The organism is Nanohaloarchaea archaeon SW_7_43_1 (assembly GCA_003009795.1).
Taxonomy (GTDB): domain Archaea; phylum Nanohalarchaeota; class Nanosalinia; order Nanosalinales; family Nanosalinaceae; genus SW-4-43-9.
The window spans coordinates 121,447-134,764 of sequence record PXPE01000001.1; the positions used below are offsets into that span (position 1 = coordinate 121,447).

Genomic DNA, 13,318 nt, shown 5'->3' on the forward strand with positions numbered 1-13,318 from the left:
CCTTGTCCTAACCTGTGAACTGCCTCAACCCGCTCTGCCTGTTATCCTTGCCGAAAAGGCTTTGAAGAGTCTTGTTAAGAACTAGTATCTGCTGCCGGACATACGGCGATACCTCATACTCATCGATTATATCCTTGGAAGGTTGCATGTACTTCTTGATAGTGCCTTCGGAGATTGTGAGAAGTACCTTTCCATTACATTCCGGGCATTCAGCCGTTGCTTTCCCGGAAGGAGCGATGGTCTGGTTGGTTAGAGGCACCCTGCGGAACTTGGTGTTACAATCAACACAACGCATCTTCTGGGATGAGAAAGATCTCAAGTTACCTTTGATATCTGGTATGAAATGCTTGTTGAGTAAGAGCTCCGCAACTTTGTTTTCGTCTACAGCCTTGAATTTTTCTCCGATACCTAGTTGTGCCGAAGTCTTCTCGCTCATTTCATCTAGAGTTACGTATTCGCTCTGTGTCGGGCCGTCCTCAATATTTGAGGTCTCGTGAGTGTAGCCATGATCATACGGTCTATCGCTATGTACAATATCTTCACCAATCTCGATATCGGTCTCAATGTTCCAGGGCTTTTTGTACTCAGTGGTTTCCTCGTAGAAGCTGAGAGGATACTCATCCACCGTTTCGATCGCCCAGGCCTCATCATCAACCTCATCAGGGTTTAAAACTGTTGAAAGGATTAAAGGCGCATCCATGGTCGCAGCTCCCGTCATGTCTGGAAGGAAATCTCTTGAAAAGTTCAGTAAGCCGTCCATAAGCAGTAGAATGGCGTCCTCGTCTCCGTCGCAATTGTTGGTAATTAAATTGTCCGTCGTGATAAAATTGTGAGTATTTTGCACTTCTATATCGTACATAAACTTTTCTTCAGCCTTTTCTATTTCTTTAGACTTTATAGGATCAAGTGTTATCTCCCCTCTAGCTTCTATCCTAGGACTTCTTTCTTTCGAGTAATCTTTCTCAAGGGCTTCCTGCTTTCTCTCTAGTTCAAAGCCAATCTGCTTTCCAAAGTTTACGGCATGTGAGGACCTGATATGAAGCTTATGGGATACAAATGTTCTATCTTTGTAATGTTCCTCACCGTACTTGTCAATTAGTATTCCTCCTGCTTCTCTTTCCGAAGTATTGTATCTAGTAAATATACCGAATCTTTTCAGCATCAGATCAATATCATCGAGTAACCCTCTTGACACACTAGTGGCCTGAACATGTAGTCTGCCCTTCTCTACCGATCCATCTCCAGCGAAGTAAGCAGAAAGTAGCGGCTTTATCTTTGATTTAGGCACAGACTTAACGAATTCCGGTATTCTTTTTTCATGGGCTCCTGTACCTATTTCAAGCTCTTGGAAGAACTCGTAGATTATCCTTGAACTTAAAGTCAGAATATGGTCTCCTTCCGAAGGCTCATATCCAAAGACGGACTTGATACAGTCTGTCATCTGTTCTTTCAGTTCTTCTTCTCCGAACGCGAAGCAGACTTGGTAGAATTCTTCACCCTTCTTCTCCGACTTCCTTGTATAACCTTCTGCTAGATAATATCCTAGCAGTTTCATGAAATCATCATTTATCTCGATGTCATTGGACAGTTCAACGTTGTCTCGTTTTGCAGCAATTATTGCATCTCCAGAAATCTGATAATCCATACCTGCCTCCTGGGAAAGCCTGTCTAGAATCTTTAGTGGTACGGTTTCTCGATATCTGTAATTACCTAGTGTTTTCTTGCTGATTCCTAGTAGATCTGCTGAACTCTTCAAGCCGCCAAGCTCATCTATCAGGCGATTAAGAGTATCTACATCCTTTCTTATCACTATTCCTTCGGTATCAATAAAGTCAGTTAGATGAATTCCGTCTTTACTCTCAAACTCTACATCAATTTCCAGTGGCGCCAGAAGCCGATCTCCTTCATCAACTTCACGAGCTTTCTTCACACCTTTAGATGTTTTTAGCCTATGGTCGGGGAATACCTCAATCTTTCTTCCTGAAGCGGTTTCAAATTCAATCTTAAACTCTTGTGCAGGAGCCCTGTAAACTTTTGTTGCATCTGAAGCAGTAACTTCATTATCTTCTTCAGATAAAACTGATATCTCGATCTCTTTCTCAACTGTACCAGTGCTATCGGTTTCTTTTTCGCCCTGAGCAGTCTCAAATATTTCCATAAGTTCTTTCTTTGTACCGTCAGCCAACTTTACTTCTGTATGGCCAGGAAGACAGTTGCGCCTCTTTCCTGCGTGCCAGTAAGGATGGGCATAGATTCCTTTGGCTTCTGTAAAACCGATTATTCTCCCTACTGTTCCTCCTGATGTGTGTGGAGCTAACCCGATAACGAGCGATCCTATTAGATCCTCTTTCTTTTCTATATTGTAGTATGGCTCCATGTCGTAGAACTGTTCTAGGAGGTCATCAACGAAGTTGGCTACACTTATGAAGTATTCAGATGCTGGTATGGTTTTGTCGTTTTCCGGTATCACTATGTCCTGGGGTTTTAGCGCTAGGACTTGGTTGTCGTTTTCAAGCGGGTTGCCGTCTATGTCTTTGTTGTAGCCTAGCTCTCTGAGTTTTTCGACCGATACGTCGATCTCGGAGGGCTTAAAGTGGGTCATCGGGATGTCTGAGGCGTCGTATCTAACTGTTCCATCTTTGTTTACGTAAAGGCCGTGTTTTTCTCTCAGTAGTCCTTTCTCTACAGGTTCGACGTGCTTGTGTTTGCCGCTCATACCTCTTACTGATTTCAGAAGCTCCGGCAGATTTCTCATCCCTAGGTTTTCCATCGCGTTGTCGATAAGTTTTCGTGTGTCTATTTCGGTGTACTTGTATCGCTCAATCCTCTGGTTGCCACATTTCTCACATTCATCTACTTCTTCATCGTGCTCATTGTCGCATTCCTTGCAGAACCAGATCGGGTTTGCCGGGGCGTCACAGTCGATACAGTAGGAGAAGTATGTGTATTCGTTGCATTTCGTGCACCGGTTGTGAAGTATTCTCTGTTTGACTTTTCCTTTCTCATCGTGTAATTTATTGTTGTAAGTTGCGGTAAGGTTTCTCATTCTGCCTCCTTCCTTCTTTCCGCAAGGGAAAAGCAACTGTGGGTCTCCTTTGATCGTTCTTTTCTCTGCTTTCTCCGGTCTGCCCATTCTGGATCCGAGATAATGAGGTGCCTGATCTCTTACCTCTATTCCTGAGACTTCCTGTATAAACTCCGGGATCTCGTTTTGGTTTTCGAGTTCAGGTTTTCTATCAGTATTCCCGAGAAGTCTATTCAGGACTTTGAGATCTTCTTTCCTTACTTTGATTTCGGCATCCTCAGTTTTATGCTGTACTAGTATATCTTCCAGGGCTTTCTTGGTCTTCTCGCCCGATAAGTCGTCTTCCTGTACAGAGCGGTATAATGCTTTGAATCTTTCAACCGAGGTTTCATCCCAATGATAAGTCCATTTCGGATGAAGCGGGATACCAAGTTTCTCTGAGATCTTGAATGCTTCCTCAGGGCTTGGATCTCTCTCTGAAAAATCTTTACCAAGTTTTACTCCCTGCTTTTCCAGTTCTTGAGCCAGTTCTTTTTCCCACCATTCCTCAACATAGGCTGAGGGTAGAAGTTTTTTGCCGTTCTCCAAAAACTCTCCGTAGGTTACGAGCATGTCACCGAGGAAAAGTATTTCATCGACTTTTCTCTCCAGATCCCGTGCCTGTTCCCGAGATTCAACCTTGATTACTTCTCCGTTCTTTAATCGAACAACCGGCGGGTGTATCGTATCACAGGCAGTTCCGACGGTTGCTTTACCAGGATATTCGACCTTGAACTGTGTTCCTATTGCAGCGAACCTTTCTGTGATCTCCATTGTCGCTGGATGGAAGGAGACGGCTGCCAGACCGTTAGTTCTTGAGTGTCCGTATCGAAGTCGGAATCCTCCTTTTTCTCCAGGATGACCTAGAACCGGTCTCCCTGCCGTCAGGGAGCCCAGGTATTTATCGGAAGGTGTGTAACCTTTCTGCTCAGAACTGTCTGAATCCTCGTCTCCTGAGGAGTGAATTGATTTCTGGAGCTCAATGTATTTTTCAACCCAGCTCCAGTGCTCAAGCTCGAACTCGGATCCCCATTTTTCAATTCTCTTCTCAATTTTTGGCGCTTTCAACGGTAAACCGTCAAGATAGACAAGACACATTCCTCCTCTAATCCGGTTGGTGTCGATCCTCTCTAAGTCTTTGTGGTTAGAGACATCTAATTGTTCGGTCGGGGAACCTGTTACCTCGACAGGAACGTTTTCCGCAATCATTTCTGTCTCCTCTCTGGTGGGATTGTACTGCTTTGCAGTAACCCTGTTGTAGTAGTCCTCAACCTCGGCTGCATATCTCTTGACGACGGTTTCCGAGGGTTTAAACCGGTCGAGACCGACTCCTATCCTCACATAATCGGCGAGAAGGACACTCATAGCGGAGGCGGTTCCTCCTGCGGATCGAATAGGTCCTGAGTAGTAAATAGCAAGGTATTCAGAGCCGTCATCGTTTTCCCTTATTCTGATATCTCCTATTCCTTCAAGCGGTGCAGTGGTTATACCGCCTGTCATGTAGGAGACGCCGACTCTTATCCCTGCATCACAGGCTCTCTCAGTCTCTTCAAACTCATGGAATCTTCCTTCAGCTATTTCTCTGGCGATGGAGAATGCCACTCTTTCATCGTTTTTTCCGTACTCATCTTCAAGCTCTCTGATTCGTTCTGCCACACCGGAGTCTTCCAGTTCCGCAAACTGGGCTGCGATAACAAGGCTGGAAGCTTTTTCCGGTAGGTCTTCAGCTCTCGGAATATCTACTTTCTGCTCCGGATCTCTAGACTGGGATCGGGCCTCATTAGCAATCTTATACGCTTTATCTGTTCTCTCATCTATAGTTTCAAAATATTCTTCAGTATCCATTAGAAAAACCTTTTGACCCTGGTGTTTCGAGTTTTGTAGTTGACCATTGTGACTTTGCCTGGATCCGGCTCATGTCCCATCCTTTCCTGGAAATCGGTCTGCTCTTGGAAGCTTGAGGAGTTGATGACGTTGACTCCTTTGTAACTTTCGTTGCTGTGAGAGTGGAAGTGACCTGATACAAAGACATCCGGTTCCTCAGTAATGGCTAGATGGTCTTCTCCCTCAGGTGAAAGTTGGTTGGAGCCATAAGATGGAGCGAGATGCCTTCTTTTAAGCAGATCTATCATTACATGATATGGCTCTTGGTAGGCCTTTTCCCTCAGAGCCTGGATTCTATCCACATGATCGTCAAAGCTATAGCCATGATAGATAAGGTTCTTTATACCCTTGCTTCTTATCGCATGTAGTCTCACCGTCTGAGGGTTCTGAACAAAATGTACATTGTTATAATCATAGATCTCAGGCATTGCTTTTTCCGGTAGTCTTGGCTGTGGCTCCGCAAGTCTTGTAATGTCGTGGTTTCCAGGACCTACTATCAGCTGGATATGTTCCGGGACTTTTTCTACCCAGTCCTCGAACAGTTGATACTGTTTGTAAATATCCGTTACCTCCAATTCTTCCTTCTGACCAGGGTAAGAGCCGACACCCTCAACTATATCGCCGCCTATAACAACATAACCGACTTTTTCGGCATTCTCTGATTTCAGCCAGTCCGCGAACTCCATGAACTTGTCATGTCTCGTGTCTTTTGATCCAAGATGGAGATCTGAAATATAGGCGGCCTCGACATCCTCTGAAGTGGTTTCAACACCATCCGGTATCGGCAAATCAGGTCTTACAACGCTGTTCGCATAGATAATGTCTCCTCCCATGCTCCCGATTACGCCGATAGCTTCGTCAGGAACTATTCTTTTTCCATCTCTCTCATCTATTAATGCTTTGAACGTCCCTGTTTTATCTTCTAGCTCTACTATCCATCTACCTGAGTTAGTTGAGTATTTTTCTTTTACGAAGCCGATTGCAGTGGCCTCTTCACCTTCGTTTCTTCTTTCAAGTCGATTAAGTGTTGTTGCTGCTTGCAGCTCTTTTCTCCTCATTAACAGCTTCTTCATCTTGTCGTAACGATCATTATAGTACTGCAGGAACTCTGGAACATCCTTTTCATCCTTAGAGATTTCTTTCTCATCCATTATCTCAACTTTTGTATCCATTTCGTTCCTATCTCTCTCATCTAGTATCTCAATATTCTGATTAGCTTTAGAACTGTTCACGTCATCAGTAGAAATCCTTTTTGGCTCACTATTTTCGGATGTGTTTTCTTCTTGTTTTCGGGAGTTTCCCATTTCTCCAGTTGAAGCATCTTTTTTTTTCCGAACAGTTTTCTGGCCTGAGTGTCCGTTAGGTGAGGATCCGTTCGACTTTGGGCTGCCGCTGTTGAGAGCCGAGCTGTTGGATTCCTCCCGTTTCTCCCTAAGGTCCTCTAGCATGTTCTCAGAAATATACATAGGTGTGATATCAAGATCTCTGATTGCCTCAATATCTTTATCGGTGATATCTTCAGCGGCTTCTTTGCCTACTATGCATCCTTCTTTCGTCAGTTTCTTTACAGCGTGCTTGTTCATTCAACCCTCCCCCTTTTTCCCTTTTGTCTATATGTAGAATTTCTCTTCAACCAGTTCCCGAATCTGGCTTTTAATGTTGCTAGACAGGTCAACACTTATCTGCCTGGTCCGGCCATGCCTCCCCTTAGACATAACATTTGCATTGATAATACCAAGCATATCAAGCTCTGAGATTAATCCTGAGACCCTTCTCTGCGTTAGTTCTGAAACCTCTACGTTTTGGCAAAGTTCTTTGTATTCAGAGTAGACATCTCCTGTAGCGATCTCGTTTTCCTCCTCTGTCGCATTGAGGATAGTGTAAAGTACCAGTTTCGAATGTTTTGGCTGAGATCTTACTGTCTCAACAACCCTGTCTCTTTCAATCTTACTCTGTGCTCTATCAACATGTTGTTTTACGATCTGTTCGGATTCACTTCTTTCAGCTAGCTCTCCTGCTACTCTTATTAGATCGAGAGCTCTTCTGGCATCGCCGTGTTCTTGGGCGGCTAGAGCAGAACATTTTGAGATAACTCCATCCTTAAGAACATCCTCTCTAAACCCTCTATCAGCCCTATCCTTCAGTATCTCTCTCAGCTCAATTGCGTTGTACGGAGGGAATATAATTTCTTCCTCCGATAGACTGGATTTGACTCTGGAGTCCATGTATTCTGTGAAGTTGAGGTCGTTCGAAATTCCTACAATAGAAACCTTGGTTTCCTTTAGATCATCGTTTATTCTTGTAAGGTTATAGAGAAACTCATCTCCTACCTTTTTTACTAGAGCATCAATTTCGTCTAAAGCTATTATAACAACTCCTTTTTGCTCCTGTAGAGCTTCGAAGAATCTGTTGTAGACTTCATCAGTTGGAAGGCCTGTACTTGGGACATCATCTCCTAGCTGTCCGGCCAGTTTAGCTAGCAGTCTGTACTCCGTATCCGCAACTTTCTTCATCTTACAGTTAATATAAACAATTTCTAAGTCTTTACTCTCGTTTTTAGCTACTGTGTGCAACTCGTTTGTAACATGCTTTGTAATAAGCGATTTTCCAGTTCCCACAGATCCATAGATAAAGACGTTGCTTGGATCATTTCCTCTAAGAGCTGGGGCAAGTATCGAGGCTAGGTCATCTATCTGTTCATCTCTGTGTAATATGTTATCAGGAACCCAGTTAGTTGTGAGGGCATCTTTATTTTTGAAGAATGTATCTTGGTCGATATAGTTTGAGAACATCGACTGCAAGTTACTTTGGCTCATTCCCTACCCTCCATTTTGTACCGTGATCCCATCTGTGTTATTTCCATTTGAAACTAAGGTTTATATTAGTACTCCAGTTGAAGCCAAGGTTTTGAGAAAACGACTTAACCCCCACCCCCTGTTTTCATGTGGAACTCTTCTAACCACACATCTACTGATATAACAGTGTTATATTATATTATGCTGTTATAACGAATAACTTAATCCCTAGAAAATAATTCTCCAGTCGAAATTAAGGGGTCGGTGCCTAGAAACCCAATTTTGGTCCCAGACTTGAATATGAGAAGCCTAGAACCGATTTAGTATTTTAGCTCATAAGAACGTTGTCAGATTGTTTTAGACATTATCAAATTCTAAGAAGTATCAATAAGTTATATAATGTATTTTTGTACTTTTTTACATTTGCCTAAGCTCTCAAAACCTGTTTTAGGGTTTGAAAAATGTTTAGAACACCATTTACACCCCCTGATTTCAAGTGGAACCAGACTTTTCTGAGATATCGGAGAAATATACTACTAGAGATTTTCCTGGATTTTTTATAACGGCGTTATACTATTCTTACTTATCCTTCCAATTTTCCAGACTTGATATTATCTTAGACCGTAAATATTTATCTTTAAATTACGGTTCACCAAACAAGTATGACTTAACTTGGATTAGTTTGAATCCTTACTATAGCTCCCAAAAGTAATAAGTAGATATTGCCTCAATATTATCTTATTATGACAATGAGTGTAGATCTGCCTGATGGTTTGGAGAACGAAATTGACTCAGAGGTATCTAATGGAAGGTATAAGTCCAAGTCAGAATTAGTCAGGGATGCTGTCAGAAGGCTTTTAGAGGAGAGAAATAAGCTAGAGTACAGAAAGCTCTCTGTCAAAGCCCAAGAAAGGATAGATCTGGCGAGGGAGACAGGAGAAGAGTACAATCCTGAAGAAATTAGAAAAGAATTAGGGATTGAGAGTTAGATGAATTATAGTTTCAAAGAAACAGCCAAGAATTCACTTGAAGAACTAGATGTTGATGAGGTAAAGGAAATTCTGCGTTTAATTGAAGAAATGATAGAGGAAGGATTCAGTCATCCTAAGGTAAAGATGATTAAGGAACGGAATGGAGACTGGGTATACAGATTAAAGGTAGATAGGGAGAACACTAACCACAGAGTTTTTCTTGACTATGTTGAAGGAGATATCAAGATACTGGATATCATGCATAGAGATGTTGCTTACGAAGGCAAGTACGGAAATGGATGAGAATGTTCCCAGTTTCTCCAATTATTTAAGATAAAAAACCTGATTTCATGGCTATGTCAAACCACGACGGAACAGATTATCAATCACCGTCTTCAAAAAGCGCTAGAATCTGCGCTAATATTGTTGCATCAGTACTACTTACTGTATTAGCTATGGTGAGAGCAGTCTTCAAAGCAGTGTTTGGCATACTTTCGGCTATGGCTGGTTGAGTTCTTTTTCCAAAAATCTTTCCAGTTTTTCTGTCTCTTTGTCCAGTAATTGTAGTTTGTTTTCTAAATTTGATTCCTTCAGATTACCAGATTTCCTGGTTAGACCATTTTCCGTTCTGCGGATGAAAGTTCCTTCAGACATCTCTAACTTTTCAGTAATAGATCCAGGTCTCTGTCTTTTTGATACCTTGAAATTGCTTGTCTCAAGAACAGAGTCACTGCTCTCGACATTTCTCTTCATTTTAACTCTTCCATTTTCTGTGTTCCATTTGATACTGGTTTCCCTCTGCTCCATACTGATCTCGATATCGGAAGTAGGGGATGAAAGTGTTCTGAAAAAGTTCCCGATAAAGACTGATCTTGTGGAGTTCATCGAGTTCCTGACTTTGATATTATGTTCTTCTCCATCAAGCTTCACTGTATGGTTTCCTGTTTCAGTTCCCAAGACTCTCCAGTTCAGAGTTTTTTCTTCCCCGGCCGGAACTGATAATGATCTAGTCTGATTTTCTAGCATCCCTAGTTCTGTTCCTTTCTCTGTCCTCAGTTTGAATGTTTTATTGATCGTGAATTTGTTTGGATTCTCGATTACCGCAGTGACTTCTCTAGTACTTCCCTTTCTAAGTTCCGGACTGAAAAAGTTTATCTTCAGAGGTTTCCCGATCCTGATAGTATCACGAGTCTGGGCCAGAATATTATCTTCAATTAGGATCAATTCGACATCTTTTTCTCCATACGAAAGGTTCTTGATCTCAACTTTGCTGCTTCCTTCTTCTAGATTGACATCTTTTGATCCGGTTCTGTTATTGATTCTGTAAATAATATCTCCATAGAGACTTTTCTGGGAGAATATTTTCGCTTCCAGAGTTCTATTGTTTGAATCGGGTTTGATGTTGACTGGTGTCCGGTACTTTATCTCGGCGTTTGCTGATTCAATTACTTCTGTCAAGTTGTCATTTGTTTTGAATCCTGAGACCACATAGTTGAGCTGGTTATTTTCTATCGATAGATCTGCTTTCTGTATCTCGATGTTTTTCTTGTTAGTATTGAAGGTCTTACCTCCAGAGGTAATCGGGCGGTAGGTTTCAGTACTGATGTTTTCATAGTCTTGGGTTGTCAGGTTGATGTTTCTGTCAAGAATACTGGATCCTTTTGGTAGTCTCTGACTGAACGAATATAACGGCGTTATACTAACTCCTGGTTCAAGAAGATAGTTTGAAGCATTCGACTCAACTGTCTTCCGATCACCGTGTTCTACTATCTTCTGCGGTGTCTCAAATGATATTTCTAATTTGCAAATGTTTTCCTTACAGCCTCTCTTTGTTTCAAAGTTTTTGTTTTGGATCGGATCCTTCTTCATTTCTGGATTGCCATAAAGTCTTAGTGAGCTCTCCATTTTCTCTCTGATACCGGTTTTATGGATAGTGGTTGGGGAGTAGATCAGATTGGTTGTCTTCAACTGGTTGATTGATGCTTTGAGAGAGTTACCTAATGTCTTTCTGTGAAGGAAGAAGTTATAGCCAGTTAAGGAAGAGTAAGCAGGATAGTTTATACTTGAGTAACCGAGATAGCTGGAGGCGCCTTTTTCCAGGAATTTTTCTTTCATTTCCCCTTTTGATGCTAAGTTAGAGTTATCCCAGACAATCGTTTTTTGCATTTCTGGAATCTGTTCAGGTTCAAACGTTTTCTCACCACTGTATCTTCCTGAAGATTTACTTTCCTCCGGTAGAACCCAATTATTCCCATCACCTATACCCTGGTAGTAAAGGATATCAGCCTCTTCCATGTTGTTTTGGAGAGATGTCTGGTTAAGGTTCGGATGCCTGTCCGGCCAGACAAAAGCATAAAGCAGTTTCATAACCGATTTTTGTACGTTTCCTTCACTCAGTGTATCGATACCAAGCTCTTCCATTCTTTCCAAACCTCTTTCCCAAGTTAAATTCGAAAGTGTTCCATTGGAACTCGAAGTACATCTCCATCAACTGCTCGGTATAGGTCAAGGCTTTGACGATAACAAGAAAGCTTTCTAACGCGTTAGCCGCGTTCTCAGAGACAAACTTCTCAACAATTTCACCTATATCATCTACTTCTCCTAGAAATGCAGTGATCTCTACCGGCGTTAGACTTAGAAGGAATTTTACGGGATTGGCTCTGTACTCTACGAGATGTGTTGTATCATGGCCTTCTTTCTTAAAAACCGATTCAAGACTTGAACCGTATCTCAATCCTCCGCCGCCCGTCGAGAGAATAACAGGCCAGGTACTGTGAAGATATTCCGAGGCAACGAGAGCCTCGTCTCCTAACTCTCTGTTTATCGACCTGTGGAATAAAAGTGATGCAGTCGTGGTGTTTTCCGGGTATCTTCCGATACCGGCCTCAAGGAAACGGTCTTTATTCAGGTTCCCGTAATCCAGATCCGTTGTGTAGGTATTCCCGTCTTCAGGATCATCGAAGAAGCCTTTCTCAACAGGATCGGATTTCAGTTTCGCTGGAGCATCTAGAAGAGAAATATACTTGCCCTGGAAGATTGTCTTCCTGTTCTCACCTATCCTATCGAAGATGTTTTCGATTCTGTTTTCTAGTATAACGGCGTTATAATTATCTTCTGTGTGGAGAGGCATCGATCCCTGTTTCACCGCCATATAGGAGGCGAGAATCCCCTTTTCCGATTCCAGGTCAGCAGCTACAACATGGTTTGGCTCAAACTTCTCGATGAACAAGTTCTGAATTTCCTTCAAACTGTAGTTGCTGAAATCTCTGTCAGCATCTTCCTGGTTAAAGGTTACAGTTGCATCTTTCTTCGATGCTAATGCAGAAACATAAACCAGTTTCTTCCTAGAACCAGCGTAGTACTTTTCCCTGGAAACATCGAATTCATCATTGAGGTTCCCAAGATTATCCGAATCAACTACGGTCTTATTCATTCCTCCCGGAACAGAATTGATATTTGAAACCGATACCGACTGATCCAATGCGACCGCCTTAAACAGTTCTCTATCCGTACCGGTAAAAACCGTGTTCTCCAAGCCTTGGCTCGTATTAACTTCGTTTATTATATCCAGTATCTTGATATCATTATCTACAGCAACACCGATCTCACTTTCATTATCACCTGTGTAATCACCTGTCCTCGGTCCAACAGTCAGACCAGGATACTCCCTGCTGTATACCTTATCCCCGCCGTAATCAAAGAAGGAGAGATTATTGTTCTGCCTTGCTACAATGAGTTTCTTGGATGGTATCAACTGAATATTTCTTACATTTTTTTCTCCTGAGGAAGAGCTAATTTGTCCTGTTTTAGTATGCCTAAATACCAATCTTCCCTCCGTGGTGTAAACAAATTTGTTCGATATAACTTGAGGATGAGATAGGACTTTATCTGTATTAATACTCCAATTTCTTCCTCCGCTTTGTGAGTAGAGATCGATGCTTGACTTCCCTGAAATAATCACACCATCGCTAGAATTCTCGGTCTTAAGTATATTATTTTTTGGCTGAGATTTCCATAAAACTGTTCCGTTTAGATCGACAAAATTGGAAACAGCTTTATTGCCATTAAAGGGTTTCCCTCCAGCTCCGACCGCTATCCTATTATTTGAATAAAAACTGTAAGGATGCCAAGAATAACCTCCTCCACTGAAAGAAGAGATTTTTTCACCTGTTTCATTGTAAAATTCTAGTGTGTTGAGGGTTCCTCCCGCAAATAATGAACTATCGTTAATTCGATACAATTGAACGGAGTCTACATAGTTACCCAGATTCTTCTCATGAATAAGATTTCCTGTTTTTCTGTCTCGCAATTCGAGATTTCGACCACCTATTCGAGTTCCTAAGGCTATATGTTCATCATTCACATGGAAATCTGAAGATAGATAACCTTCTGGTTTCCGAGTCCATGAATTATTGGCATTGAGTTTCTCGATATAATTTTTTGAAACTAAAAATACCTCTAAATTATCAATTTTCATATCTTCTAAGCTTTCTTTAGCGCTAAAATCATCTATTTGCTCTGTTTGGAGTGCAAGACCGATAGGTAACAGAGGAATTAGAATTAAAATGGCAATTAGTTTTCTCATAAGTTGAGTAAAATTGAGC

At 41.9% G+C, this 13,318-nt stretch carries 7 protein-coding genes; 2 read left to right on the forward strand and 5 right to left on the reverse strand.

Annotated features, from left to right (window positions below):
* Positions 1-7: 7 nt before the first annotated feature.
* Genes polC through BRC29_00715 form a run of 3 tightly spaced genes read right to left on the reverse strand, consistent with a single transcriptional unit; the run spans position 8 to position 7,764 of the window.
* Complete coding sequence (gene polC, locus BRC29_00705) at positions 8-4,909, reverse strand: DNA polymerase II large subunit (protein ID PSG98630.1); 4,902 nt, start codon at positions 4,907-4,909, stop codon at positions 8-10.
* Positions 4,909-6,531, reverse strand: coding sequence for a hypothetical protein (locus BRC29_00710; protein PSG98631.1), 1,623 nt, complete (start codon positions 6,529-6,531; stop codon positions 4,909-4,911). The genes polC and BRC29_00710 overlap by 1 nt, the downstream gene beginning before the upstream one ends.
* A 27-nt stretch (positions 6,532-6,558) precedes the next feature.
* Positions 6,559-7,764, reverse strand: coding sequence for a cell division control protein Cdc6 (locus BRC29_00715; protein PSG98632.1), 1,206 nt, complete (start codon positions 7,762-7,764; stop codon positions 6,559-6,561).
* Between the two features lie 722 nt (positions 7,765-8,486).
* On the opposite strand from BRC29_00715, the gene BRC29_00720 reads away from it, so the two are divergent.
* Together BRC29_00720 and BRC29_00725 are read left to right on the forward strand one after the other, a co-directional pair.
* Positions 8,487-8,732 carry a type II toxin-antitoxin system ParD family antitoxin gene (locus tag BRC29_00720; protein ID PSG98633.1) on the forward strand — a complete coding sequence of 82 codons (246 nt, stop codon included), beginning with the start codon at positions 8,487-8,489 and terminating at the stop codon, positions 8,730-8,732.
* A complete protein-coding gene (locus BRC29_00725; GenBank protein PSG98634.1) occupies positions 8,733-9,017 on the forward strand; it encodes a hypothetical protein in 285 nt (94 codons plus the stop codon).
* A gap of 195 nt (positions 9,018-9,212) precedes the next feature.
* Here the strand turns inward: BRC29_00725 and BRC29_00730 are convergent, their stop codons facing one another.
* Together BRC29_00730 and BRC29_00735 are read right to left on the reverse strand one after the other, a co-directional pair.
* A complete protein-coding gene (locus tag BRC29_00730) occupies positions 9,213-11,135 on the reverse strand; it encodes a hypothetical protein (protein PSG98635.1) in 1,923 nt (640 codons plus the stop codon).
* Positions 11,104-13,299: a hypothetical protein gene (locus BRC29_00735; GenBank protein ID PSG98636.1), complete on the reverse strand. Its 2,196-nt coding sequence runs from the start codon at positions 13,297-13,299 to the stop codon at positions 11,104-11,106. Before BRC29_00735 ends, BRC29_00730 begins: the two co-directional genes overlap by 32 nt.
* Between the last annotated feature and the right edge of the window lie 19 nt (positions 13,300-13,318).

Bases quoted from the DNA above. Each gene is read 5' to 3' on its own strand.
- polC (PSG98630.1), bottom strand. From the start codon at position 4,909: ATGGATACTGAAGAATATTTTGAAACTATAGATGAGAGAACAGATAAA.
- BRC29_00710 (PSG98631.1), bottom strand. From the start codon at position 6,531: ATGAACAAGCACGCTGTAAAGAAACTGACGAAAGAAGGATGCATAGTA.
- BRC29_00715 (PSG98632.1), bottom strand. From the start codon at position 7,764: ATGAGCCAAAGTAACTTGCAGTCGATGTTCTCAAACTATATCGACCAA.
- BRC29_00720 (PSG98633.1), top strand. From the start codon at position 8,487: ATGACAATGAGTGTAGATCTGCCTGATGGTTTGGAGAACGAAATTGAC.
- BRC29_00725 (PSG98634.1), top strand. From the start codon at position 8,733: ATGAATTATAGTTTCAAAGAAACAGCCAAGAATTCACTTGAAGAACTA.
- BRC29_00730 (PSG98635.1), bottom strand. From the start codon at position 11,135: ATGGAAGAGCTTGGTATCGATACACTGAGTGAAGGAAACGTACAAAAA.
- BRC29_00735 (PSG98636.1), bottom strand. From the start codon at position 13,299: ATGAGAAAACTAATTGCCATTTTAATTCTAATTCCTCTGTTACCTATC.